Below are 26,760 nucleotides of genomic sequence, written 5' to 3' on the forward strand. Positions count from 1 at the left end.
TCAGCCCTCCACCGATGCGCCGATACGCGCCGCCAGCCGCACCAGCGCAAGGTCGCGACCGCGCCCGGCGAGCAATGAGATACCCAGCGGCGCGCCGTCTTTCTCGGCGAGCGGCAGATTGACCTGGGGCAGGCCGCAGAGCACCGCGATTCCGAGCAGGTGATGAGCGATGGTGCGAGCCGCCTCGATCTCCTCGTCCTTGGCGTCGAGGCGCGGCGCGATGTCGGCGACGGTGGGCAGTACCAGCACGCGGTCGCCGAGCATTGCATCCACCGCATCGCGAAAGCGCGCCCGAAATGCGATGGCCTCGGCCAGCTGTTCGTCACTGACCTGCCGCCCCCAGCTGAAGCGAGCGCTCACATCCGGGCCAAGCACCAGGCCGTGGCGCAGGATCGTCTCGCCCTGCGCCTGCCAGGCCTCGCGGCCCTGGATGTAGCGAAACGCCCAGTAGGCCTCCTCAAGCGACGGCCACTGATCGCTGAACGCCTCGATACCGCTGCAGGCGCGCTCGATACGCGCCAACGCCGGCGCCAGCGCGGCGCGAGAAGCCGCTGGCAGCATTTCCATCAGCACCGCGCTGGACAGCGCCGGCGCCTCGATCAGCGGCGCGCTGTCCTCGCCAAGCAGACACTCGGCGACCCGCTGGAACACCTCAGGGTCGCGCGCGAAGAAGCCGCAGGTGTCCATGCTCGCGCACAGCGGCTGGCAGCCCTCGAGCGAGATCCGCCCGTGGCTTGGGCGCAGCCCGTACAGACCGCAGTAGCTCGCAGGCGTACGCACCGAGCCGCCGGTATCGGTGCCCAGCGCGAAGTCGCACAGGCCGTTCGAGACCGCCGAGGCCGAGCCCGAGGAGGAGCCGCCGGGAATCCGCTGCGGCGCGGCGCCGTTGCGCGGGGTGCCGAAGTGCGCGTTCTTGCCGCTCATCGAGAACGCCATCTCATTGGTCTGCGCCTTGCCGATCATCCTCGCGCCTGAGTCGAGCAGCCGCTGCACGGTGGGCGCGGTAGTGCGCTTGATCCCCGACATCGCCAAGAGCGTCGGGTTGCCGCCGGAGGTCGGGTAGCCGGCGACGTCGAACAGGTCCTTGACCGCGAAACTCAGCCCCGCGAGTGGCCCCTGCTCTGCATGCGCGACGCTGGCCGGCGGATAGGGCATCAGCGCGAACGGCTCGTCGCCCTGTACATCCTCGATGTTCATCGATCCATTCGCTCCTCTTGGCGGGGTTGGGTATAGGGATCGGCGTCGCTGCGTCCCATCGCCCAGTGGCAGGCGACGAGATGCTCGCTGTCGATCCTTTCGCTGGGCGGCAGCTGGCTCGAGCAGATCGCCATCGCGTGGCGGCAGCGCGGGGCGAAGGCGCAGCCGGGGGGCAGCGCGGCGAGGTCCGGCGGGGAGCCGGGGATGGTCTCCAGCCGCTTGCCCTTGGCCAGCCCGCCATCCGGCCGACTGGCGAGCAGGGCGATGGTGTAGGGGTGGCGCGGCGCGCGCAGAAGCTCCCTGACCGGCGCCATCTCGACGATCCGCCCGCCGTACATCACCGCGACCCGATCAGCGACCTCCGCGGCGGCGGCGATGTCGTGGGTGACGAAGATCAGCGCCAGGCCGAGCTCGCGCCTGAGTTCGCGCAGCAAGATCAGGATCTGGATCTGCACCGTGGCGTCGAGCGCGGTGGTCGGCTCGTCGGCGAGCAGCAGCTTGGGGTGGCAAGAGAGCGCCAGCGCGATCATCGCGCGCTGGCGCATCCCTCCCGACATCTCGTGGGGGTAGGCGTCGAGGCGCGACTCGGGGCTCGGGATGCGCACGCTCTTCAGCGCCTCCAGCGCCCGCGCGCGCGCCTCACTGCGCGATAGCCCGCGATGCCGGCGCAGCCCCTCGACGATCTGCTGGCCCACGGTATAGACCGGGTCGAGCGCCAGAAGCGGCTCTTGGAAGATCATCGCCACCTCGCCCCCGCGCAGCCGCGATAGCTCGCCGCGCGACATCGCCATCAGTTCGCGCCCCTCGATCTCGATCTGGCCCTCGATCCGGGTGCTGCGCTCGGGGTGCAGGCGCATCAGCGCGCGCAGGGTGACGCTCTTGCCCGAGCCGGACTCGCCGATCAGCGCCAGCGCCTCGCCCCGCGAGACGCTGAGATCGACGCCATTGACCGCCTCGATGCGCTTGCCGGCCTGCTCGAAGCGCACCTTGAGGCCGCGCGTCTCGACCATCGCCGCCGGTTGCAGGTCGCTCATGCTGCCTCCTCGCTAGCGGATTGATGGGCGGCGCGCGGCGCGCCCGTGGAAGGTTCCCAGCGCCTGTCGCGGTCAGGCATCGACGCACTGCGCCTTGGCGGCCTGCGAGTGCTGAGAACCCGGCACCACCATCCAGCACGCCGCCCGGTGGCCCTCATCGAGCTCCGCGAACGGCGGCTTTTGTTCTGCGCAAAGCGGCTCGGCGTAAGGGCAGCGGGTGTGAAAACGACAGCCGCTGGGGGGATCGATCGGGCTCGGCGGGTCGCCGACCAGCGGCGGCGCTTCGGTGCGCTGGTCAGGGTCGAGCGAGGGCATCGAGCCGAGCAGCGCGACCGTGTAGGGGTGCGCCGAGCGCTCGAACAGCGCCTCCGCCGGGCCGATCTCGATCACTTCGCCCAGGTACATCACCAGGATGCGGTCCGAGACGTAGCGCACCACGTGAAGATCGTGGCTGATGAACACGTAGGTCAGCGCCATGCTGCGTTTCAGGTCGTCGAGCAGGTTGAGCACCTGGGCCTCGACCGACTTGTCGAGCGCCGACACCGCCTCGTCGAGGATCACCAGCCGCGGCTCCAACGCCAGGGCGCGGGCGATATTGACCCGCTGGCGCTGGCCGCCGGAAAGCTCATGGGGATAGCGCCCGCCGAAGCGCTGGGGGTCGAGCCCGACACGATCGAGCAGCGAGCGCGCACGCGCCATCGACTCGCGCCTGCCGACGCCGTGGACCCGCGGCCCGAAGGCCACCGACTGCTCGATGGTCATCCTCGGGTTGAGCGATGAGTAGCTGTCCTGGAACACCATCTGCACCTGGCGGCGGAACTCGCGCAGCGGCAGCTGCTGCCCGCCGACCGTGGCGGCGTCGAAGATCAGCTCGCCGGCATCAAGCTTGATCAACTGCATCAAAAGCCGCGCGGTGGTCGACTTGCCGCAGCCGGACTCGCCGACCACGCCGAGGGTCTCGCCCTTGCGCACCTCGAAGTCGATGCCGTCGACCGCGCGCACCACCCGCCGCTTGCCGGCCCCGCCCCTGACCGAGAAGTGCTTCACCAGGCCGCGCACCTTGAGCAGGGGCTGGATCGGCCCGCCGAGATCGCGCGGATCGGCAGCGCGGGAATCACTGCTGGATGGCATCGTCAGCTCCTCACCGCCATCGCCGCGCGCAGGCGATCGGCGAAGACATTGAACGAGATCGAGGTGATGAAGATCATCACGCCGGGCAGCGCGGCGATCAGCGGCTGGGAGTAGATCGCCGTGCGCAGGGTGTTAAGCATCAGCCCCCACTCCGGCTCCGGCGGACGTACGCCGAGGCCGAGGAAGGAGAGCCCGGAGGCGAGGATCATCGACACCGAGATCAGCCCGGTGGAGTAGACGAAGATCGGCCCGATCACATTGCCGAACACCTGGGTACGGATGATCAACAGCGCACTGGCGCCCGAGGCGCGCGCCGCCTCGATGTAGTCACGCCCGCGCACCTGGGTGGTGACGCTCTCGGCGACCCGCGCCACCTCGGGAATGAACACCAGGGTCAGCGACAGCAGCGCGTTGCCGATCCCGGCGCCCAGCGCACCGGAGATCGCGATCGCCAGCAGCACCGAGGGGAAGGCGTAGAAGACATCGATGGTGCGCATGATCACCGCGTTCAGCCAGCCGCCGGCGTAGCCGGCGACGATACCGAGGGCGCTGCCGATGAAGAACGCCAGCACCACCGGGGTGATGCCCATGAACAGCGAGAGCCTGGCGCCGAGGATCAACCGCGAGAGCAGGTCGCGCCCGAGCTCGTCGGTGCCGAGCGGATGCCCTTCGGTGCCGATCGGGCGCAGCCTTCTGATCATCGAGGTGGCATAGGGATCGTGCGGGGTAAGCCACGGCCCGAACAGCGCCATCGCCAGCAGTGCCACGATGATCAAGCCCACCACCAAAGCGAGGCGATCGCGCGCAAGGCGCCCACCGACCGTGCGCCAGTAGCCGCTGGAGCGATGCACCAGGGGGGCGACCTGAGCGGGGTCGACCACCGGGGAAGTCGTCATGTTGATTCTCCTAGGTGTTCTCGCCCTAGCTGCGCTCGATGCGCGGGTCGAGCAGGGCCTGGAAGATGTCGACGCAGAGATTGAGGCTGACGAAGAACAGCGCCAGCACCCAGATCGAACCCTGGAGCAGCGGCATGTCGCGCTGGAAGATCGCGGTATTGAGCAAAAGCCCGGTGCCCGGCCAGGAGAACACCGTCTCGACCAGGATCGAGCCGCCCATCAGGTAGCCGAGCTGCAGCCCCATCACCGCCAGCGCCGTGGGGGCCGCGTTCTTGACCACGTGGCGGAACACCGCCGCCTCGCCGAGGCCCCGCGCGCGCAGGCCGACGATGAACTCCTGTGCCAGGGTCTCGGCGACCACGGCGCGCACGGTGCGGGAGATGATCCCGGTAGGAATCACCGACAGCGTGATCGCCGGCAGGATCATGTACTGCAGGTGGTCCCAGTCCCACTGCCAGCCATCAGAACCCGTCGGCCCACCGCCAGTGGCCGGTAGCCAGTAGAGCTGCGAGGCGAAGATGATCACCAGCACCATGCCGAGCCAGTAGTGCGGCACGCTGACACCGAAGATCGACAGCATCGACGCCAGCTTGTCGATCCAGCTGTTCTGGAAGTAGCCGGCGACGAAGCCGAACAGGCTGCCGAAGCAGAAGCCGAGCAGGGTCGCCAGCACCGCCAGGCGCAGCGAATTGACCGCCGCCACCAGCACCTCGTCGATCACCGGCCGGCCGGTGGCGATCGAGGTGCCGAGGTTGCCTTGCAGCGCGTTGAAGAGCCACTTGAAGAACTGCACCACGTAGGGCTGGTCGAAGCCGTAGAGCGAGATCATCTGCTCGCGCAGCGCCTGCGACGCATCCGGCGGCAGCACCGATACCAGCGGATCTCCCGGCGACAGATGCACCAGCATGAAGCAGACCAGCGCCACGCCGAGCATGATCGGGATCGTCAGCAGCAGCCGACGCACCACGTAGCCTCCCATCGTTTTCTCCCGGGACCGGTCAGTCTTCCATCGACATGGTGGCGAGGTCGATGAACCAGCTCTGCGGCTGGACCACGCCATGGACCTTCGGCGAGATCGCACGCGGGCCGACGTCGTGGGCGACGAACAAGAACGGCGTCTCGTCGACGATCGCGGCGTGGAGCTTGGCCGCGGCCTCATCGAGCGCGGCAGGCTCGAAGGCATTGCGCGCCTCGCGGGCGAGCTCCTCCACTTCAGGGGTCGAGAAGTAGCCCCAGTTGGTCGACGCCGGCGGGAAGGCCGCCTCGGTGGCGAAGCGGATCATCGCGAAGTAGGGGTCCATGGTCGCCGCGCTGACGTTGATCCCGTTGGCGCCCTGGGCGGCCGGGTCACGAGCGCCGAGCCGCCAGTTGGTGAACAGCGTGTTCCACTCGGTGACATCGAGCTCGGTATCGATGTAGCAGGCGCGCAGGCTCTCCTGGATGAACTCGTTCATCGGCAGCGGCTGCATCTGGCCTGAGCCCGATGCTGAGGTCTGGATCTTGACCTTCACCGGGTTGTCGGGGCCGAAGCCGGCCTCCTCCATCATTTCGCGGGCGCGATCGGGATCGTAGGAGATCTGGAACTCAGGCTCGCCGCGCCACGGCGAGCCCGGCTCGAAGATCCCGGTCGCCTCGACCATGTAGCCACCGAGGTACTCCTTGAGATCCGCGCGGTTGAGACACAGATTGGCGGCCTGGCGAACGCGCTTGTCGTTCCACGGCGAGCCCTCGACGAAAGAGAACTGCCACGGCCACAGGTGCGGCTGGGTATTGGAGTAGATCTTGAAGCCACGGCTTTCGATCTGTGGGATCGCATCGGGCGCCGGCGCCTCGATCCAATCGACCTGGCCGGAGAGCAGCGCGGCGGTACGGGCATTGGCCTCCGGCAGCGGCAGCAGCACCACGCGGTCGACCTTCGGCACCCGGTCGGGGTTCCAGTAGTCGGGATTCTTGGCAAGCGTCAGCTGCTGGCGCGGCACCAGCCGCTCGAGCTTGAACGGACCACTGCCGACCGCATGGGCCGCGAACTCGGTCCACGCCTGCTGGCTGCGGGTCGCCGCATCCGCGCTCGAGGGCGTCGCATCGTAGAAGCCCTGCCAGGCCGAAGGCGAGGCGATGAAGAGGTTGGTCAGGTTGAACGGCAAGAAGGCATCCGGCTCGGAGGTCACCAGTTCGACGGTGTAGTCGTCGATCTTGTGCGCCGAACGCAAAGTCGGCATCCGCGACAGCGTATTGCCGATCTGACCCGGCGCGTACTGCGGCGCCTCGCTGTTCAGCACCTTGTCGACGTTCCAGACGATCGCATCGGCATTGACCGGCGTGCCGTCATGGAACTCGACACCCTCGCGCAGGGTGAAGCGCCATTTGGTGTGATCCTCGGCATCGACCTGCCACTCGGTGGCAAGACCCGGCACCAGGCCGCTCGGCGCATCGCCCTGGGACAAATCCCACTGGACCAGCGAATCGTAGATCGGAATACCGCTGAAACGATTGCCCTCATAGCCCTGGTCGGGCTGACCGTGGGTCAGCGGGATGTCACCGGCGGTCATACCGATGCGCAGCGTGGTCTGCGCAGCGGCAAGGCCCGGCAGTGCAAGTGCCGAAGAGATAGCCAGAGCGAGCGCCGCCCGGCGCAAGCGGGTCGCCGGAGCGAGAGATCCGAAGTCCATATCGTGGTCCTGTGCTTATCGTTGTTATCCGAGCGCAGCCAAAGCGCTGACTCGTTAAGCAAAGCAAATCGCACGCCAACCACGACCACGGCAACGCCAGCCCCCACCCCTTCGTAGTGAGGAGCGAGGGACGAGCCTCTCGAACCACGGCCCGACGTCAAAGCCAACCCAAACACCAGCCCCAAGATGGTGCCAACACCACCCCCACCGACACCACCCCGCCAACAATTGGTGCACCCACCCCCAACCCACACAAATTGGTCGCTGAGCAAGCGAGGCCTTATCATTTGCCGCCTCGGATGACACCCAAGCGTCATCCGCCACTCACGGCGTGCCGAGGAGCTTCGCATGGCCACTTCGTCCCCCCTTTCGCTGTCCACCCTCGACCAGGACACCATCAGCGCCCAGGCGACCCCGCCCGGACGCGGCGGGGTCGGCATCGTGCGAATCTCAGGCCAGAAGGCGAGCGCGATCGCCGAAGCCCTGCTCGGCTATCTTCCGCGCCCGCGCCACGCCCACTATGGACCCTTCCTCGACCACGACGGCAGCGTCCTCGATCAAGGCATCGCGCTCTACTTTCCTGGGCCCAATTCGTTCACCGGCGAAGACGTGCTCGAGCTCCAAGGCCACGGCGGCCCGGTGATCATCGACTGGCTGCTCGAACGCACCCTCGCCCTCGGCGCGCGCCTCGCCCGGCCCGGAGAGTTCTCCGAACGCGCCTTTCTCAACGACAAGCTCGATCTTGCCCAGGCCGAAGCGATCAGCGACCTGATCGAAGCCAGCTCGCGCGCGGCCGCCGCCAACGCACTGCGCTCGCTGTCGGGCGAATTCTCACGCCGGGTGAGCGCGCTCACCGACGCCCTGGTCGAGCTCAGGGTCTACGTCGAAGCGGCGATCGACTTCCCCGAGGAAGAGATCGACTTCATCAACGACGGCGTCGTCGCCACCCGGCTCGCCGAGCTGCGCCAACGCCTCGACCAGGTGCGAGCCGCAGCGGCGCAAGGAGCGCTGATGCGCGAAGGCATGAGCGTAGTGATCGCCGGGCGCCCCAACGCCGGCAAATCGAGCCTGCTCAACGCCCTGACCGAGCGCGACAGCGCGATCGTCACCGACATCGCCGGCACCACCCGCGACGTACTGCGCGAGCACATCCACCTCGACGGCATGCCGCTGCACGTGATCGACACCGCCGGACTGCGCGACACCCCCGACGCCGTAGAGCAAATCGGCGTACAGCGCGCCTGGGCCGAAATCGAGCGCGCCGACCGCGTCCTGCTGCTGGTCGACGCCACCGAGACCCAATCCCTCGACCCGCTCCAGATCTGGCCCGAATTCGTCTCCCGCCTCCCCGACCCCGCACGGCTGACCCTGGTGCGCAACAAAGTCGACCTCAGCGGCGAAGGCGACGCCAGCGAACTATCCACAACCCCACCCGTCATCCGCCTCTCCGCCCGCCAAGGAGTGGGTGTGGATAACTTGAAAGCCCACCTCAAGCAAGTGATGGGCTACACCACCACCAGCGAAGGCCAATTCTCCGCCCGCCGCCGCCACCTCGAAGCCCTCGAACGCGCCAGCGCCGCACTCACCACCGGCACCGCCCAGCTCCAAGGCGGCGGCGCCGGCGAACTGCTCGCCGAAGACCTCCGCGCCGCCCAGCAAGCCCTCGGCGAGATCACCGGCGAATTCACCGCCGACGATCTGCTCGGGGAGATATTCGGCAGTTTTTGTATAGGGAAGTGAGATAGGTTCCATTGATGTCCATCGAAGTCTGCTGATGCGCCTGTAAGCCGCATAAATAAAGGGATTTTTGTCTACTGAGTGATTCGGTGATACACTCAAAGCCACTCATTTTTATGTCCAAGTTTAGTTCCAAGTAGCTGGTTGATCGCTTTCTTACCCCTACTTGGACATACGGAGGATGAGATGGCACTGACCGACAACGCACTCAAGGCGCTCAAGCCCAGAGACAGGACCTACACGATTACCGACGACCGGGGGCTTCATGTGGAAGTCTTCCCGACCGGCGGCATCGTCTGGCGTTACCGCTACCGCCTGAATGGCAAGTACGAGAAGCTGACGCTGGGCAAATACCCCGCGCTGACGCTGAAGAATGCTCGCTTGAAACGGGATGAGGCGGCCCAGCAAGTAGCAATGGGCGAATCGCCGGCAAAGAAGAAACAGCAAGCCAAGGTGGCCGGCGCAGAAGACGCCACCGTAGCCGAGTTCTCCGAGCGCTTCTTCAAAGACATCCAATCGCGCGACCGCAAGGACGTGACCATGCCCCGGCGCTACCTGGAAAAGGACATCCTGCCGCACATCGGCAGCAAGCCCGTCCGGGACATTACCGCCGAGGACGTGCGCAGCGTCATCTGGCGCAAGAAAGAACAAGGCTTCGATGCCGCCGCCGGCCAGGTGCGCGGCCTGCTCAAGCGCATGTTCGACTACGCACTGACCTGCGGCCTGATCCAGGCCAACCCGGTCATGGCCCTGCCGATGCGGCACGTCTACCGCGCAGCAGCCCGCGACCGGGCGCTGACGCCGGACGAGATCCGGCAGTTCCTGCGCGCCATGCAGACCTCCAACATCCGCCGCCAGTTCAAGATCGCCTTCCAGTTGATCCTGATGACTCTGGTGCGCAAGTCCGAACTGATGCTGGCGCAGTGGAAGGACATGCATCTGGACGAAGGCGAATGGCACATCCCGGTCGAGAACTCCAAGACCGGCAAGCCGCACATCGTCTACCTGTCCACCCAGGCGCAGATGCTGTTCAAGGAGCTCAAGCCGCTGGCCAGCAGCAGCGTCTGGGTGTTGCCGGGGCGTGGCACCCTGGCCAAGCCCTTCGCCAGCAATGCACTGAACCAGGCGTTGAAGGTGTCATTACAGGGGCAGGAGATTCCTGCCTTCACCATCCACGACCTGCGGCGCACCGCATCGACGCTGCTGCACGAACAGGGCTGGCCTTCGGACGTGGTGGAGAAGGCGCTGAACCACACCATCGGCGGCGTGCGCGGTGTCTACAACCGGGCGGAGTACGCCGAGCAGCGGCGGGAGATGTTGCAGGCGTGGTCGGATTACATCGACAGGCTGGTGCCGTCGGCAAATCTGGTGATCGGCGCCGCTTCGGCTTGAGGGGGACCTTTTCCTTTTCCGGGTAGGGCCGTTGTCCCTTGGTCTCCATTCCCTTATCGCCTTTTTCATCTTCCCTTTGGCCGGGCCAAGCCCGGCAATTCATTTTCTCTTCCTGCTACTTTTGCCCGGCTTGGGCAGCGCCTTGGCGGCGTCCTCCAACGCTCGTACATTGGCATCTGCACCTTCAGCCTCCAACAAGGCCCGCCGCTGGACGGCGAACTGCTCATATTGGTTCTCAGCGTGGGCGTCGGCCTGCTTCTTGGAGATGCGGCCTGCGCCGGTGAGCACATCGCGTTCGTTGAAGGTCAGGAAGGCATCGAGCCGCTCCGCCCAGTCCTTCAGGAACACCTCCTTGCGCCGACGAGCCTGATCCTCGGCAAAGTCCAGCCACATCGTGACGATGCGGTTGAGTTCGCTGATTTCCGATTCCCGCAGGTAATTCTTGGCAACGGTCACATCGGCCTTCTGTACGCTGCCGGATTTCCAGGTCGTCAGCCCCATGTTGGGCTGGCGGCTGTCGGCACGCTCGGCTATCAGTTCGGCGGCGGTCTTGCCTGTGACGGCGAAGTGCAGCTTGTTCTGGATAAAGCGGAAGAACTGGGTGGTTTCCGGCAGCGTGGGCGAATAGTCCGCTGCCATCGAAAATATCTCGCGCACTCGCAGGTACATCCGGCGTTCGCTGGCCCGGATGTCGCGGATACGTTCGAGCAGCTCGTCGAAACGGTCGGAAACGGCGGAACCGGCGACGGGCGGATTCTTCAGGCGTTCGTCGTCCAGCGTGAAGCCCTTGACCAGGTACTCAGCCAGGCGCTCCGTAGCCCAGCGGCGGAATTGGGTGCCGCGTGGCGAGCGCACCCGGTAGCCGACCGCCAGAATCGCCTCCAGGCTGTAGTAGGCCACCCGGTAGTTCTTGCCGTCAGAGGCAGTTGTCAACCATTGGTTGACAACTGCCTCGGGCCGCAGCTCCCCCTCGGCAAAGATCGCCTTCAGGTGTTTGGCAACGTTCTGCTTGCTGGTCTGGAACAGCTCGGCCATGCCCGCCTGCGGCAGCCACAGTGTATCGGCCACGAAGCGGCATTCGACGCGGGTTCGCCCGTCCTCGGTCTCGTAGAGTAGGAATTCGCCGGGCAGAGGCTGAAGTTGGTCGGTCATGAGCAATGCACACGGGCTAGAAATTGAATGTGTTGGCCTGCATTCGTATGGAGCGCTACCTTCAAAACAGGAGATAACACCACGAGCATCCTATTTCGCGAGATCACGCGACTGGCGACGCATGTTCTCAACTGCAGCAGCCAAATCGACATCACTCTTAGGTTTGGCCCAGCGTGTCCAGAATGGAATTGTCGCGCTGCGTGGTTCGTGCTTGGGTTTCGACATCTTGATTCGGGTCGGCAGCAAGGTGGCATCGCCCACCACAACGGCTTCACCCACATCCAGTGTCGGTAGTACCTCCATCAACCCTTCCAGACTTTCCGGCAAGAGCTGCTTGACGACCGACTGGTCGGTCTTGTTAGCAAGACGCAGGCTGATGATGTTGCTGCACTGGCTGAGAATGGTCGTGCTCACATCCGAAGGCCGCTGGCTGACCACCATCAGGCCAACGCCGTACTTGCGTCCTTCTTTGGCGATACGTTCGTAGTTCTCCAAAGCGCGCTTTTCCAGCGGGCCAGTGGATGCCGCGCTGCTAGGCAAGTACAGGTGCGCCTCGTCGCAAACGATCACGATGGGGTGCCGCGCATCGCCGTCTTCACCCGGACTGCTCCAGAACTGGATCTGGTAGATCAATCGCCCGACCAAGCCCACAACTACCGGCAAGATGTCGGAGGGAACCTCAGAGAAGTCGATGATCTTGATGCCGGGATTGACGCCGTCCTTGATATTGCCAGTGCCGAGCAGCTTGTTCGCCAAGACGTGCAACGCTTCGTAAGCCTCGTATTCCTCCGGCGCTTGATACATGAACGCATAACGACGGTCGTTCATCTTGGTCTTCAAGCGGATGAGAAAGCGCGAGAGCTTGCCGTTCAATGGACCCTTTTCAGTTTTAGGCTGCCCCTTTTTCGCGCCGCTGACGTACTCCTCGCCCGTAGGAATGACCTCATCGTTTTTCTTGTCCAAAGATTCCACCAAGTCACTCAACTTGTACGGCACCGGCGTATCGACCGTGAAGCCTTCAAGAAGCTCTGGCTTGCTAAGCGCATTGATGGCTGCGCGCTTCATCTCTACGACCGAATCCATAAGTGCGAGCGCCTGATTTGGGGCATTGTCCCCCGAACGATCCACGAAAACCGATTGCATTTCATCGTAAGTCAGCAGCCAAAAGGGCAGGAATATTGCACCATCATTCTTGGCCTTGATATCGCCGATACCTGCAATTCGGTAGTGCGAGGCGAACTTCATGCTCGAATATTCGCCATGCAGGTCGAGCACAACAATGTTCGCGTGAGGCAATAGCGCGGACTGCTCCAGAATGGAAGCCACAGTGAAGGATTTTCCCGATCCCGTGCTGCCCAGCAGCGCAGCGTGCCGCTGGAAGAGTTTGTCTCCGTCGATGTAGGCGCTGGCCTTGCCGTCCAGCGTGTAGGTTCCAACGTTGAGCGGGGCGACCGCATCCGTCTTGGACGATGTGCTCAAGATGCCCATGAAGTCTTCGAGGGACTTCTCCTCGATGGGAAACACGGGCCGGTTGATTTCGGGCAAGATGAAAACGGCTCGCGTGAAAGTGTCCTTGCGCTGCCCGTCACGAGCGCGATAGGTGCCGACCAGACTGATCGAGATACCGTTCTCTTCCTGAGATACGCCTGTCAGGTCGGGGATTTCTTCGCCCTCCGAGAAGGTTGGCAACTCGACTGGGTGACGCCAAACGCGCTCGATGATGCCGATCAGCCATTCGTCTCCCATCGACTGGATGGCAACCAAGCGGCCGACGCGCGCCTTTTGCAGGCGCTGCCCGTCGGTCACCCGTACCGTGATTCGTGAGGTTTCGACGCTGCGGACTTCGCCCAAGGACTGTTCTTCGGTGAAATTGAAAATGCTCATCGTCGCCTCACTCCAAGAATTTTTTCAGGAAATCATCAAGCTGCCAGAGCGGCTCCGGGGATTGCAGCGTTTGCCCATTCCAGTGACAAACCGCCCCGTCACCCGACTTGAACAGGGCGATCAGATGGGAGTGGTCGCTGAGCAGTTGCTCGATGTTCGGAGTCGCATCGCGCGTGACGATGATGACGGGCATTCCAGCCGCCAATCGGCGCTTGATGACACCTTGCAAATGGTCGTCATTGAATCCGAAGCCAATGCACAACAAGGCTTCAGCCTTGGTGAGCACCTCATTCATCTCGGCACGCATGGCATCGAACAGCGTGTTGACCAATGTGTCCTGATACTTCGCCGGGCCGGGCACGACAATGGCTCGCCCTGCGATGGACACGTCGTTGAGGGCTTCCACCGGCCCATCATCGGTTGTCAGCCAACTGATCGAGCCATGCGGCTTGTACAGGCGAACAGTTTTACAGAGGCGGTGATCGACCTGCTGCTGGCGTTTTTCAGCCACCAGAACACGGCTGTATTGCGTCTGGAAAAGCGGGCGAGGTCGCGGCTTGCGCCGACGGAACCCCGTGAAACCCGTGTCCAGTGGAAGCTCCGCCAGATCGCAGAACAACTCCAGCAAAGTGTCGTAGTTGGTCGTGATGACGTGTATGCTTTCCGCGTTCTGTGGCGAACCGTTGAACAAGCGGTTCAGGAGACGTGATGGCGCATGACCGCCTGCGACCTTTTCACCCAGAATCCTCCCCTCTGCGGCGATGGCCTTATCCAGAATCAGCTTCGCCGTTTCTCCGCGTATGGCTGAAACGATTTCTCCCCATTCCGCCATACCAAGTGGAATGCCATTCAGGCCCGCTTCCAGATTTTCCTTTATGGCCTCGACTGATTGTGCCCAAGCATTTTTTGCCCCTTCGGTGGTCAGTGCATCGTGAACGGCTGTTGCCAAGTGTTCCGCCAAAGCGCCCATACCGGGAAGACCGTAGCCGCAGGAAAAGCCAGAGCCGATAAGCAGCACCGGAGTTTTGCGGAAAACTCCTTGAATATCCGCGAAGAGATCATCCGGCAGTTCGGCGGCGGTCATATCAGTCATGGTCAGGCCAACCCGAAATAACGCTCGAAGAACGCCGCCAGCTTCTCCAGCACCGTCTGCTTCTTCGCTGAATGGTTATTGTTCTTGGAGAACCGCGAGACGGGCGGAAGAATCTTTGTGATCGCCGTGCCTGTGGTCGGAATACCGCCGTCGCGGAAGGCGTTGTCCACGAACGTCTTCGTCTCGTCCGGGTTTAGACCTTCGTCGGCAATGATGCGGTCAAGCTCCTCGACCTTTCTCCTGGCGACGAACGCCTGCCATTCCGCATCCACCTGGGCTTTCGGGGAAACCGAATCCACGAACGCTTCGATGAGGTCTTTCTTGTTGCGCAGGGACGGGCTGGAATTGATCGCGCGCTCGATGGTCGCGCGGATTTCCTTGTCCTGACCGGTGCCCTTGGCCTTGATGTAGCGCTCGACAAGCATCAGGATGTAATCGACGTTGATCTCGACCTGTTTGATCAGTTCGATCTCGAACACCACGTCGTCGTTGATCGATTCCTTCTCGGCTTCGGAAGTGCTGCGGAACTCGGCGTACAGGTTCAAGTACAGGCTCTGATAGTCCTGAAAATCGCGGTCGCTCAAGATTTCGTTGCCCGCGAAGTCATCGAAGGCAGTCAGGATGTTCTTCAGCCGCAGGATTGAACCGAACAGCTTGATGAACGCCTTCTGCGCCGCTTCGCCCGTGATGGCCAGGCCCAGCGGAAACAGCGCCACCAATTCGGCGACCTTCTTCTGGTATTCGGTGTAGTAGTCCGCATAGGGCTTCAGCAACACGATGCCCTTGGCATCCTTGTTGCCGAACAGCGCCAGTGCGTCGTTGGTCGCCTGCTCCAGATCTCGGAAGGAAACGATGTTGCCGTAGGTCTTGACTGAATTGAGGATGCGGTTGGTGCGCGAATACGCCTGGATCAACCCGTGCGCCCGCAGGTTCTTGTCCGCCCACAGGGTGTTGAGCGTGGTGGCGTCGAAGCCGGTCAAGAACATGTTGACCACGATCACGAGGTCAAGCTCGCGGTTTTTCAGGCGCTGTGACAAATCCTTGTAGTAGTTCTCGAACTTGCCGTTCGAGGTATCGAAGCTGGTGGCGAACAGATCGTTGTAGTCGCGGATGGCGGCATCGAGGAAATCGCGCGAGCTTTGATCCAGTCCGTCGGTCTCGAACGCCTCTTCATCCAGCAAGCCGTCTTCGCTGCCTTCGTTGGCGGCAAAGCTGTAGATCAGGCCGATCTTGAGCCGCTGGGCCGGTGGCACATCCTTCTGCTGCTGCGCGAACTCGGTGTAGTAGCGTTTAGCTGCGTCGATGGACGCGGTGGCGAACAGCGAATTGAACCCGGCCAGTCGCTTGCCGCCGTGCCGGTAGCTGGCGCTGCGCTTGGTTTTCTGGTCGAAGTGCTCGCGTATGTAGCTGACGATCTGCTTGATGCGTTCCGGCGCGAGCAAGGCCCGTTCGGTATCGATGGCCGGAACCTTCTTGTCGCGGATAGCCGCCGCTGCCTTGATGGTGTTGATGTAGTCGATTCGGAACGGCAGCACGTTCTTGTCGTTGATGGCATCGACGATGGTGTAGGTGTGCAGCTTGTCGCCGAACGCTTGTTCCGTGGTGCGCAGCTTCGGATTGCCGCCTGTGCCTGCGTTGTCGGCGAAGATCGGTGTGCCGGTGAAACCGAACAGGTGGTGGCGCTTGAAAGTCCGGGTGATATCCGTGTGCATGTCGCCGAACTGGCTGCGGTGGCATTCGTCGAAGATCACCACCACATGCGCGTCGTAGACCGGGTGCTTTTTGTTCCTGGCGACGAAGCGGCTCAGCTTCTGGATGGTGGTGATGATGATGCGCGCGTTCGCATCTTCCAGTTGCCTTTGCAGCACCGCCGTCGAGGTGTTGGAATTGGCCGCGCCTTTCTCGAAGCGTTCGTATTCGCGCATGGTCTGGTAGTCCAGATCCTTGCGATCCACCACAAACAGCACCTTGTCGATTTCCGGCAACCCGCGCGCCAGTTGCGCGGCCTTGAAGCTGGTCAGCGTCTTGCCGCTGCCCGTGGTGTGCCAGATGTAGCCGCCTGCCGCCACCGTGCCGAGTTGCCGGTGATTGGTCGCCGTGGCGATGCGTTGCAGCATGCGTTCGGCCGCGACGATCTGGTAGGGCCGCATCACCAGCAGCTTGCGATCCACGTCGAACACGCAATAGCGGGTGAGGATGTTCAGCAGCGCGTGCTTGGCGAAGAAGGTCTTGGTGAAGTCGGCCAGCTCGGTGATGGGCTGGTTCTTCGCATCGGCCCACCAACTGGTGAAGGCGAAGCTGTTGGACGTCTTGCCGCGTGCACGTCGGTTGCTGCGCTGCTCGGCCAGGTGGCCGTCGCGCGTGGTGTTGCTGTAATACTTGGTCAGCGTGCCGTTGCTGATGACGAACAACTGCACGTACTCGAACAGGCCGGAACCGGCCCAGAAGCTGTCGCGTTGGTAACGGTCGATCTGGTTGAACGCCTCGCGGATGTCCACGCCCCGGCGCTTCAGTTCGATGTGAACCATCGGCAGGCCGTTGACCAGCACGGTTACGTCAAAGCGGGTGGCGCGCACGCCTTCGGCTTCATACTGGTTGATGACTTGCAGGCGGTTGTTGTGGATGCTCTGCTTGTCGATCAAGTAGATGTTCTTGGTGCTTCCATCGTCGCGCTTCAAGACCTGGATGTGGTCTTCCTGAAGGCGTGCGGTTTTCTCGACGATGCCATCGTTGGCCCCGGCGATCTTCTCGCCGAAGAACTGCTGCCATTCCTTGTCGCTGAACGTAATCTTGTTCAGCGCCTCCAACTGGCGGCGCAGGTTGGCGATGAGGTCGGTCTCGCTGGTGATGCGCAGATATTCGTAAGCCTGTACCTGCAAGCGTGCGATGAAGTCGCGCTCAAGCTCTGCTTCGGGCTGGTAGCGTTCTTCGCGCACCTCGTTCGGGTGCACGAATTCGGCGACGACGGTGCTTTCGTTGGAAAGCGCAATCGGCTCGTAGCGGTAGGGTTTGAGGTCTTCGCTCACGCGACCTCCCTGAAGGTTAGCAGGCGGTCGCGGTAGTGTTCGTACTGCCGGCGGCGGGCCTTGATTTCGGCGGGCAGGCCGATAGAAAGATCGTTTACCAGTGTGTCGAACTTGTCGAGAATGGAAACAATACGCTCCTGTTCTTCAAGGGGCGGAATAGGAATACGGATTTTCGAGAATCCGTCAATTAGAAGCGTGTTGACCTTTGTGCGCGCCACATACTTGGCTTTCTCTGCGATGAACGAAGTCGTCTGCATGCAGTAGGAGACGAACTTCGGATTCATCGAATGGCGGAAGGCGTAGCAGTGGTCGTGGATGGCAACTTCTTCATCGCCAAGCCAGGCTACCGCTTTGCCGACATCTTCGACGGTTTCGCCGACATCAGTGATGACAACATCGCCGGGCTTTGCGTAGCGCAAGGTGTCCGCCATATCCGAACGGACTTGCGAGATGACGCGATCAGTCCATACGCCGTATTGCGTGTAAATTTCGCCGTAGTGGATGACGCTGATTCCGTCGCCCACATAATCCGCTTTCGTGAAGCGACGACCGCGAATGAATTGGCCTATTTCATTCAGCATCATCCACCTTATAATTTGCTTGCTTGCTTGCTTGCTTGCTTGCTTGCTTGCTTGCTTGCGTCAGCGTCCGTGCGTTCGCCGAAGGTCAAAAGCATATCGCGGTAATACTTGTATTGCCGCCGACGCGCCTCAAGCTCCGCCTCAAGCTCCGCCTCAAGCTTGGTAAAAGTGTCTAGCACTTTCACGATTTCGCGTTGCACTTCGAGCGGCGGGACGGGAACACGGAACTTCTTCACCACGTTGTCGGGAATCGCAGGGTAGCTTGCGCCGCGCTCGTTGGCCTCGACGTAGGCGTAAAAGTCATCGGTTCCTATCAGATGGAACAGGAAATTGGTCAGGACGATGTTGTTGTCAGGCCGGAGCACGCAAAAGCCCGTGCTGCAAATCTGGCCGTCAAACTCGCGCGGGATGACGGCATACCGTTTCAGCATCGGGCGCGTTGTTCCAAAGATGACATCGCCTTCACGGACGACCTGCTGCGCGCGACTGGGCGCGTTTTCGCTGGTGATGGTGGATGTTTCGGCAATCGCGTGGGTTGCCCGGTCAACCGAAGTCAAGTCAATATATTGAAGTTCAGCACTGCCCTGATCTGCCCAGCGAATATTCGCAGGCCGCAAGACAATACTCTCGATAGCCTTGAACTCAACGCCATCCGAACATTGCGCGGCAATGAGGTCGTCAATGCGGCTCATGCCTCGTCTCCTTCCAGTTCGGCAACGATGGCATCAATCTGCGTCCGCAGTTCAGCTTGTCTTGTCACGATGCGGACGATCTTGGTGTTGAGCGCCTTGATATCCACCGTTACATCGTTGTTCGGCTGCTCGACATACGATGAGACAGAGACGTTGTAGTCATTTGCCACAATGTTAGCGTTATCGACCAATCGAGCGAAGTGCGCCACGTCCTTACGAGCAGTGAAGGCATCAAGCACCTTCTGCTGGTTGGTATCCGTCAGCTTGTTCTTGTTGCCGCTACGCATGAACTCGGCGGACGCATCAATGAACAGCGTGGCGTTGTCGCGCTTGGATTTCTTCAGCACGATGATGCAAGTGGCAATCGTGGTGCCGAAAAACAGGTCGGGCGGCAATTGGATGACGGTATCGACGTAGTTGTTGTCGATCAGGTACTGGCGGATTTTTCGCTCCGCACCGCCGCGATAGAGCACACCGGGAAACTCGACGATGGCCGCCGTGCCGCTGGTCGCCAGCCACGACAGAATGTGCATGGTGAAGGCAAGGTCGGCCTTGCTCTTGGGCGCGAGTACGCCCGCAGGCGCGAAGCGTGGGTCGTTGATGAGCAGCGGATTGCTGTCGCCCGCCCACTTGATGGAATACGGTGGATTGGAAACGATGGCCTCGAACGGCTCGTCGTCCCAGTGTGCGGGGTCGGTGAGCGTGTCGCCGTGCGCGATGTCGAACTTCTCGTAGTTCACGTCGTGCAGGAACATGTTGATGCGGCACAGGTTGTAAGTGGTCAGGTTGATCTCCTGCCCATAGAAGCCTTGCCGCACCTTGTCCTGCCCCAGAACCTTGGCGAACTTGAGCAGCAGCGAACCCGACCCGCAGGCCGGGTCGTACACCTTGTTGACCTCGGTCTTGCCGCTGACGGCGATGCGCGCCAGCAGTTCAGAGACTTCCTGCGGCGTGTAGAACTCGCCGCCGGATTTGCCGGCGGTCGAGGCGTACATCTGCATCAGGTATTCGTAGGCATCGCCGAACAGGTCGATGGTGTTGTCGGTGAAGCTGCCGAGCGGCAGGTCGCCGATGGCATCGAGCAGCTTCGCCAGTTTTTCGTTGCGCCTGGCGACCGTGGGGCCGAGCTTGCTGCTGTTGACGTCCAGGTCGTCGAACAGGCCCTTGAAATCGTCCTCGCTGTCCACGCCGATGGCCGAGCCCTCGATGTCCTTGAACACGCGGGACAGGGTCTCATTGAGGTTGGTGTCGTGCCGTGCCTGTTCGCGCACGTTGGCGAACAGGTGCGAGGGCAGGATGTAGAAGCCTTTTTCCTTTACCGTTTCGGTGCGGCCCTGTTCGGCGTCGGCGTCGGACAGGGCGGCGTAGTCGAAGTCGTTCTCTCCGGCGCGATGAGCTTCATCGTTCAGGTAGGCGATGAGGTTCTCCGAGATGAAGCGGTAGAACAACATGCCCAGCACATAGCTCTTGAAGTCCCAGCCGTCCACGCTGCCGCGCAGATCGTTGGCGATTCGCCAGATGGTTTTGTGCAGCTCCGCCCGCTCGGCTTCTTTGTTGTTGTTCACGTCCGAACCTTCAATCAATCAGAATCTTGAAACTGGTCGCCAGCGCCTCCGGCTCCACGCCATGTGCGTCACGCTTTAGTCTGACCAGGCCGTAGCCTTCCATCATCCGCAGCGAGCGCGACAGGTTGGACACGCGCCGACCGGTGAGCGCTGCCAGCGCCGTCAGCGACTTGGGCTGCTGGTCGCGGATCACGCGCAGCAAGGCCCGGTTGTCCTCGGACAGCACCGCCGCCATCGTCGCCATCGACGGAAACCAGACCGAGGGCTGACCAGGGCCGTCAGCAGAATGGCTCTGATCCTCGGGTCGGCGTATGCCGACGGTGCAACGCTTCATCTTGGGCAGGATGGCGAAAGAAAGATGTATGGCAGTTTATCAGGCTGACATAAGGAAAGAGAGGCTTGGTGCATCACATTTCGTGGCTTTCGTGCCGGGCAGCACATTGATCGCTGTACCGGTTGCCGACTGCACTATCTGCCGAGATAGGTGGCGGTGATCTGAATCCGCTCGTGCCCCAATTCGCGGCTGATGGTCTGACGAGCATGGCCGTCTTCCACGCGCCGCGTTGGACTGAGCCCACCGACTGAAGGCCCACCTGCCGCAGGTGCTTTCCGCCCGGTCAGTGCCTCATACCGCATCTGCGCATACCGATGCCGCAGCCCGTGCATGTTGCTCAGACCCGCCGCCTTGCATTGCCCGTCGTAAACGTGCCGCTGCTGGATGTAGGTCTTGTTCGCAGGGATCAGCGAACCCAACCCTGCCAGCCGGTGTGCTTCGTCCAGCACCGTCCGCTGCTCCGGCGTCGTGATCGGCACCGTCCGGTCGCGCCCGCCCTTGGCCCATGATCCTTTGATGGCGATGTGGTCGCCACGGTCGGCATAACGGGGTTGGAACTTGATGGACTCCTCCCGTCGCAGACCAAAGGTCGCTTGTAAGCGCAGGCTCATGCGGACGTGTGGATCGGTGATTCTGTCCAGCCCATCGCCCAATTCCTTGGCCTTGCTTTCGTTGGTCACATAGCGGCGGTCAGGGATGCCCAGCCTGGTGTTGTCCGCTGGCAGGATGCCTGCCTTGCCGACCTTCTCTGCCCACCAGCGCAGATGCGCCATGCGGTTCTTGATCGTGCCCGCCGACAAGCCTTCGGCTTGCCAGCGCTGCAACAGCGCTTCGACATGCTTGACCTTGAGCGAGGTGGCCCGCATCTGGCAAAAGCCCGCCTCGCGCAGTTGGCGGGCGGCCAGGGTCAGCGACCGTTGCCGGTCAGCCTGGGTGGCGTGGCTGCCGTCGCGGTTGCGCAGGCAGAGCTGGCGCAGGGTATAGGTCAGGTCGTCCATCGCGGTGTTGTTCCATCGGTTGTCGGGGCTGAGAAGCAAACGGTCAGTGTTTTTGCCAACTCGCCAAGGCGAGATCCCCGAAGGGCAAGGGCCAGGTGCTCAGTTCACCTGCGGCCTCGAATGAGGCGTCCGCCTTGCTTCCTGTGGGAAGGCCGGGCGGAGGAATGGCAAGAGATGACAACGCGATGTGCTGGGATGGATACCTCCTGTTATGGATGGTGGAAGAGGAGCCGGCAGGCCGTGCGAGGTTGGGCGACCAGCGACGAAGGCGAGCGTGTAGTGCGACGATGGCGGGACAAGCCACGCCGAGGATGAGGAAGGCTCTGCCCGTGGGTAGGGCGGCACACCGAACGAGCCTGGGTGTGCCTGGAATGGTTCCGTCCGGCGGGCCGGGTCGGCGCTTGCAGGAACCTGCGCCAGGGTTCCGGTGTTCAGACCCACCGGCAGGTTGTTGCTGGGCCAGTGTGCCGGGGCATCATCATGTGCGCCGCCATCAATGCGATGCCGCGCCAACCCGCATTGTTGCTGCAGTTCGCCGGGCCGTCACTGCGGCGGGCAGTGACGGCCCGGGGTTATTACGTTGCGCCAACATGTCTGAGTCCGCCTGCAGCAGGCAGGTCGCCAGGTTGAACCAGATGCCCGTTGCCAGTCAGGTTCTCGATGATCTGCCCGATGGGCTGGGGCGGCAGCTTCAGCATGCGCCGGATCTGCTCCAGATGCCGTTGTGCGACCTCGCGCGACGCGGGTTTTGCTGCCTGGCTGCTGGACGATGGAGAAGGGGCGAGCGGCGAGCCATGCTGGCTGTTGCTGACGGCCTGCACGGGTGTCTGCTGCGGGGCGGATTTGCGCGCCGCCCAGAGCTTGAACACGCCTTCCGCGGCCTTCTTGATCAACCCGTAGAGGTAGGCGATGGCGTTGTGCACGCCGCCTGATTCGCAGCGCACGTCCCACTCGGCCAGTACCGCCAGGCGTTGCTCCGGAGGCAAGCCCTTGAGGCGCGCGGTGAGAACCCGTTGCTGATCCTGTGGCAGTTGCTGGAAGCGGGCTGGCACATCTGACCCCGATGCCTGCACTTCGGGTGATGAGCGGTACGTACGTACTTCTTTGAATACTTCTTTTTCTACAGTACGTACTGCTGTCGCAGATGCCGGAACGGGTTTCGGAATGCCGCCGCTGGCTTCGGGCACGAGGGCATCGCGCGCAGTTGAGCCTCCAGGGCTGCCCGGATCATGGTCATCGCCCCGGTGTTGCAAGCGCCTGATCCGCTCTTGCATTGTTGCGGGCAGCTTTCCCAACCTGCCCGGATGACGCATGGCCTCATCAAGAATGGACTGTGCCAGTTGGCGAATCGTCGCACTGGCATGGCCGAGCGCCCGTTCCAGCAGGGGCAGGTAGTCCTCGTCCTCCATGCAGGCGTCGTCGAACGCGAGGGGCTGATTGCGCACTGCGTAGCGGCTGGCCATCGAAAAGCCAGTCATGGGATTGCGGCGGTACTCGACCAGCGCAATCCACGTGGACAGTCGCAGGCACAGCACGGCCCTGGACACGGTTTCAAGGGCAGCCCGCTTGCTGCCCGGCGCGCTCGGCAGGTACCCGCGCAGCGCGTCGTAACTGAGAACCACGGTGCCGTCGCTGCCGGCCAGCGCACGGAAAGTCAGCCAGGCGTTGCGTTCCAGTGGTGTCAGCCGCTCATCGAGCAACAGGGCTTTCGGAGTGATGATGTCCGAGGTTTGGTGTGACATGGTGAGGCTCCTATCGGTATCGGCCAACTGGCCAAAGGAGCCGTCATCTCACCCCGGCATCACCGCTGCCGCAGCCATCAATCCGAACTGCGTGCTTCCCGTTTTTTCGGACTGAAGCAGGGCGCAACATCCTTGGTGTTCCGGGTCAGGAGGTGGGAAAATGATCCTCCGCTACAGTCATTGGACGTTGCTGAACGCTGATGGCCATGTTCGCCGTCCTTGATCAGACCGCTTGCTGGCGTGCTGTACCGGCGACGAGAGTGCGGGGAGCGTCCAAGATGGGCCATCCGCCGCTACCAAGGGACACACTTGGTACTTGGGTCCAAGAATAGGTCCAAGCACGTTGCGGGACCGCCATGATTGGCTTGAAAATCAACGACATGCGGCAGAAATTCCGCTTCTGCATCGGGAAGTGATGGATTTAGAGAGATATTCGATGTCATCCAACACAATTTCCGATATGCAGGGCTATCCCGCGCCAACCCGATGTATATGCGCTCTTTCGCCAACATCTGGCCCCAGGGCAATGGTCCAACAGGCTGTTGGACCATTGCCCTGGGGCCACAACCTGGTATTGCTAACCAAGCTGAAGCAGCCCACAGAGCCTAGCCAACGCCCGGCGCACCCGGGAACAAGGCCGATCACGTGCCGCGCTGTAAATCCATATCGAATCCCTGCCTGAAGAACTGCAAACCAGCCTGACTAGCATCGACAGGCCGCTATCATCGCGCATCCTCTCCTAGTCCTTTGGTCTAACCCCACCCTCCTCACCGCCTAGGCCGTGCTCCATCCCGCTTCCTCTTTCAACCACTTACCTCGCCGACGCGATCAAGCCGTTAGGCCACCAACCATGGGCCTTTCCTCGCGCTCGATGCGGGGCAGCGACACAAAGGTAGACGAGTTGGACAAGCCGCCTTTGCCTCTCCACAAAAGAGAATGATTTACATTAATAGGCTGACCCACTGTTTTCTTCAGACTATCATCAGTTACCAAATCGGCGCGCTCAGCCTTGAAGCTGCGTCGATGGGCTGGTCGTGGGTATGGGTGTCTGAGCCAGCCGAAACAGACGTTTAGCAACGTTGATCACGCAAGGTGAACGGCATGGGAAATGAGAGTGGAAGTCGCGGGAGTGGAATACCGACGCTGCTGGTGGGTGTGCTGGTCGCGGTCGTTGGGGTGGTACTTGCCGCGGGCGGTGCTTGGTTGGCGGTGGTCGGTGGCTCCTGGTACTACCTGATCGCGGGTGTGGCGCTGTTGATCTCCGGTGTGCAGTTGATCCGCCGCCGGGCGTCGGGTGCGTGGTGGTACGCGGCGGTGCTGGTCGGCACGCTGGGGTGGACGGCGTGGGAGTCGGGGCTGAACTATTGGCGCTGGATTCCTCGCCTCGATGTGGTGCTGATCCTTGCGATCCTGGTCGCGCTGGTGATGCACCGCCTCGATGGCGGGCCTTCGCGCCGTGGCGCTTTCGCCAGCGCCGGTGTGCTGTTCCTGGGCCTGGTGATCGCGGGTGCGCTGGCGTTCGTGCCGCGCGGCTACGACAACCCCGGCCAGCTGCCGGATATCGCGGCGGCGTCGCTGGCCACCGACGTAGGCACCCTGCAGCCGGCGGATCGCCCAAGCGATGAGGACTGGACCGCCTATGGGCGCGACTCGGCGGCGACTCGCTTCTCTCCGCTCGACCAGATCAACGTCGACAACGTAGGCAAGCTCGAGCGCGCCTGGGTCTATCGCACCGGTGACCTGCTCGATCACCGCTGGGGCGCGGAGACCACGCCGTTGAAGGTGGGCGACAGCGTCTACCTGTGCACCTCGCGCAACATCCTGATCTCGCTCGAGGCAAGCAGCGGCGAGGAGCGCTGGCGCTATGACCCGCAGGTGTCGGAGGATGCGATCCCCTATACCGCGGCGTGCCGTGGGGTGACCTATTACGAGGTACCGGCGCAGCGCCAGGCCGAGCTCGCGGATGGCGGCGTGTGTCAGGCGCGGATCATCTCGGGCACGCTCGATGGCAGGATTATCGAGGTGGACGCGCAGACCGGCCGCCCCTGCGAGGACTTCGGCGACAACGGCCAGGTCGATATCAAGGTCGGCATGGGCGAGACCCCGCCGGGCTACGTTTCGATCAACTCGGCACCGGTGGTGGTGCGCGATGTGGTGGTGACCGGGCACCAAGTGCTCGATGGCCAGCGGCGCTACCCGCCTTCCGGGGTGATCAAGGGGTTCGACGCGCTCACCGGCGAACTACGCTGGGCCTGGGACGCGGGCCGGCCGGATCGCAGCGAACCAGTGAGCGGTGACGAGACCTACGTGCGCGGCTCGCCGAACATGTGGACCACCGCCGCCGGCGACAGCCAGCTCGGGCTCGTCTACCTGCCGATGGCCAACGCAGCAGCCGACTACTGGAGCAGCTCGCGCACGCCGGAGGAGAACGAGTGGGCCGCCTCGCTGGTGGCGCTGAACGTCGAGACCGGCCTGCCCGAGTGGCACTTCCAGACCTCGCACGTCGATGTCTGGGACTACGATCCGGGCTCGCAGCCGACGCTGATCGACTTCCCCACCGACCAGGGCAAGGTGCCCGCGGTGATCATGCCGACCAAGCAGGGGGAGATCTACGTCTTCGACCGCCGCGACGGCACCCCGCTTTCCGGGATCGAGGAGCGCCCGGTACCGCAGGGCGGCGCGGAGCCAGAGATGCGCACGGCGACCCAGCCATTCTCGCTCTACCACTCGCTGCAAAAGCCTGAACTGACCGAGCAGAGCATGTGGGGGATGTCGCCGTTCGACCAGCTGTTCTGCCGCATCCAGTATCGCCAGGCCGACTACCGGGGCATGTACACGCCGCCGAACGCCGACAAGCCGTGGATCCAGTACACCGGCTACAACGGCGGGTCGGACTGGGGCAGCGTGGCGGTCGACCCGCAGCGCGGGGTGATCATCGCCAACTACAACGACATGCCCAACTACAACGAGTTGGTGCCGCGCGCCGAGGCCGACCGCCTGGGCTGGGTGCCGCGCGATGAGCTGGCGCAGGACCGCGGCGGCGCCGAGGGCGCAGGCGACCCGCAGCAGGGCACGCCCTATGCGATCAACGTCAACGCCGGCTGGCGCGTGCCGTTCACCGGCATGCTGTGCAAGGAGCCACCCTACGGCGGGATTCGCGCGATCGACCTGGCCAGCGGCGAGACGATCTGGGATCGCCCGTTGGGTACCGCTCGCTCCAATGGCCCATTCGGCATCCGCTCGGGCCTGCCGATCGACATAGGCACGCCCAACAACGGCGGCTCGGTGGTCACCGCCGGGGGCTTGGTGTTCATCGCCGCGGCGACCGACGATTTGATCAGGGCGATCGACATGCGCACCGGCAAGACCGTGTGGCAGGACGTGCTGCCCGCCGGCGGCCAGGCCAATCCGATGGTCTATGAGGTCGACGGTCGCCAGTACCTGACGATCGTCGCCACCGGCCACCACTTCATGGAGACGCCGACCGGCGACTACGTGGTCACCTACGCGCTGCCCGAGTAAGCGGCCGCCTTGGCGAGACCCCGGCGGCACCGGGGTCTCGCCGGTCGATATCCGCCCGGCGGCAGGTCATCGTGCGATGGCTTGCCGCCGGGCTTTTTCATTCATCGAAGCGGAG

At 62.9% G+C, this 26,760-nt stretch carries 19 protein-coding genes; 3 read left to right on the plus strand and 16 right to left on the minus strand.

Annotated features, from left to right (window positions below; all coding sequences use genetic code 11):
• The 6 genes from Q376_RS0110710 to Q376_RS0110735 all read right to left on the minus strand — a co-directional run bounded on the left by Q376_RS0110710 (position 1) and on the right by Q376_RS0110735 (position 6,927).
• Entirely contained in the window at positions 1–1,197 is a 1,197-nt protein-coding gene (locus Q376_RS0110710; protein ID WP_052365132.1) for an amidase, read from the minus strand.
• Entirely contained in the window at positions 1,194–2,231 is a 1,038-nt protein-coding gene (locus tag Q376_RS22285; protein WP_081803506.1) for an ABC transporter ATP-binding protein, read from the minus strand. Before Q376_RS22285 ends, Q376_RS0110710 begins: the two co-directional genes overlap by 4 nt.
• A gap of 72 nt (positions 2,232–2,303) precedes the next feature.
• Positions 2,304–3,362 (minus strand): ABC transporter ATP-binding protein, encoded by a 1,059-nt coding sequence (locus Q376_RS22290; RefSeq protein ID WP_043447328.1) that lies wholly within the window; start codon positions 3,360–3,362, stop codon positions 2,304–2,306.
• Positions 3,363–3,364: 2 nt separating this feature from the next.
• The gene (locus Q376_RS0110725; protein ID WP_052365133.1) at positions 3,365–4,258 is read right to left on the minus strand and encodes an ABC transporter permease; all 894 of its coding nucleotides are present in this window, start codon (positions 4,256–4,258) and stop codon (positions 3,365–3,367) included.
• Between the two features lie 25 nt (positions 4,259–4,283).
• Positions 4,284–5,237 carry an ABC transporter permease gene (locus tag Q376_RS0110730; RefSeq protein WP_027350313.1) on the minus strand — a complete coding sequence of 318 codons (954 nt, stop codon included), beginning with the start codon at positions 5,235–5,237 and terminating at the stop codon, positions 4,284–4,286.
• A gap of 19 nt (positions 5,238–5,256) precedes the next feature.
• Positions 5,257–6,927, minus strand: a complete 1,671-nt coding sequence (locus tag Q376_RS0110735; RefSeq protein ID WP_052365134.1) for an ABC transporter substrate-binding protein — start codon at positions 6,925–6,927, stop codon at positions 5,257–5,259.
• Positions 6,928–7,275: 348 nt separating this feature from the next.
• On the opposite strand from Q376_RS0110735, the gene mnmE reads away from it, so the two are divergent.
• Entirely contained in the window at positions 7,276–8,667 is a 1,392-nt protein-coding gene (gene mnmE / locus Q376_RS0110740) for a tRNA uridine-5-carboxymethylaminomethyl(34) synthesis GTPase MnmE (RefSeq protein ID WP_052365135.1), read from the plus strand.
• A 183-nt stretch (positions 8,668–8,850) separates the two neighbouring features.
• The gene (locus tag Q376_RS0110745) at positions 8,851–10,056 is read left to right on the plus strand and encodes a tyrosine-type recombinase/integrase (protein ID WP_027350316.1); all 1,206 of its coding nucleotides are present in this window, start codon (positions 8,851–8,853) and stop codon (positions 10,054–10,056) included.
• A 99-nt stretch (positions 10,057–10,155) separates the two neighbouring features.
• On the opposite strand, the gene Q376_RS0110755 is transcribed toward Q376_RS0110745, so the two are convergent.
• The 10 genes from Q376_RS0110755 to Q376_RS0110795 form a co-directional block, all read right to left on the minus strand.
• Complete coding sequence (locus tag Q376_RS0110755; RefSeq protein ID WP_027350317.1) at positions 10,156–11,208, minus strand: virulence RhuM family protein; 1,053 nt, start codon at positions 11,206–11,208, stop codon at positions 10,156–10,158.
• 90 nt (positions 11,209–11,298) lie between these two features.
• Positions 11,299–13,092 carry an ATP-binding protein gene (locus tag Q376_RS0110760; RefSeq protein ID WP_027350318.1) on the minus strand — a complete coding sequence of 598 codons (1,794 nt, stop codon included), beginning with the start codon at positions 13,090–13,092 and terminating at the stop codon, positions 11,299–11,301.
• A 7-nt stretch (positions 13,093–13,099) separates the two neighbouring features.
• On the minus strand, positions 13,100–14,185 hold the full coding sequence (locus Q376_RS0110765) for an SIR2 family protein (RefSeq protein WP_211266650.1): 1,086 nt from the start codon (positions 14,183–14,185) through the stop codon (positions 13,100–13,102).
• Between the two features lie 2 nt (positions 14,186–14,187).
• On the minus strand, positions 14,188–17,211 hold the full coding sequence (locus Q376_RS0110770; RefSeq protein WP_027350320.1) for a type I restriction endonuclease subunit R: 3,024 nt from the start codon (positions 17,209–17,211) through the stop codon (positions 14,188–14,190).
• The gene (locus tag Q376_RS24815) at positions 17,208–17,792 is read right to left on the minus strand and encodes a restriction endonuclease subunit S (protein ID WP_211266651.1); all 585 of its coding nucleotides are present in this window, start codon (positions 17,790–17,792) and stop codon (positions 17,208–17,210) included. Before Q376_RS24815 ends, Q376_RS0110770 begins: the two co-directional genes overlap by 4 nt.
• An 8-nt stretch (positions 17,793–17,800) precedes the next feature.
• Positions 17,801–18,484: a restriction endonuclease subunit S gene (locus Q376_RS24820; RefSeq protein WP_155834288.1), complete on the minus strand. Its 684-nt coding sequence runs from the start codon at positions 18,482–18,484 to the stop codon at positions 17,801–17,803.
• Positions 18,481–20,049, minus strand: a complete 1,569-nt coding sequence (locus Q376_RS0110780) for a type I restriction-modification system subunit M (RefSeq protein ID WP_027350321.1) — start codon at positions 20,047–20,049, stop codon at positions 18,481–18,483. The genes Q376_RS24820 and Q376_RS0110780 overlap by 4 nt, the downstream gene beginning before the upstream one ends.
• A gap of 10 nt (positions 20,050–20,059) precedes the next feature.
• Positions 20,060–20,383, minus strand: a complete 324-nt coding sequence (locus Q376_RS0110785) for an HVO_A0114 family putative DNA-binding protein (protein ID WP_027350322.1) — start codon at positions 20,381–20,383, stop codon at positions 20,060–20,062.
• Positions 20,384–20,517: 134 nt separating this feature from the next.
• Positions 20,518–21,381: a phage integrase N-terminal domain-containing protein gene (locus Q376_RS0110790; RefSeq protein ID WP_027350323.1), complete on the minus strand. Its 864-nt coding sequence runs from the start codon at positions 21,379–21,381 to the stop codon at positions 20,518–20,520.
• 575 nt (positions 21,382–21,956) lie between these two features.
• A complete protein-coding gene (locus Q376_RS0110795; protein WP_027350324.1) occupies positions 21,957–23,123 on the minus strand; it encodes an STY4528 family pathogenicity island replication protein in 1,167 nt (388 codons plus the stop codon).
• Positions 23,124–24,224: 1,101 nt separating this feature from the next.
• Between Q376_RS0110795 and Q376_RS0110800 the strand changes: the two genes are divergently transcribed.
• Positions 24,225–26,645: a membrane-bound PQQ-dependent dehydrogenase, glucose/quinate/shikimate family gene (locus Q376_RS0110800; protein WP_027350325.1), complete on the plus strand. Its 2,421-nt coding sequence runs from the start codon at positions 24,225–24,227 to the stop codon at positions 26,643–26,645.
• The last annotated feature ends 115 nt before the right edge of the window (positions 26,646–26,760 follow it).

The organism is Halotalea alkalilenta DSM 17697 (assembly GCF_000621205.1).
Lineage (GTDB): Bacteria > Pseudomonadota > Gammaproteobacteria > Pseudomonadales > Halomonadaceae > Halotalea > Halotalea alkalilenta.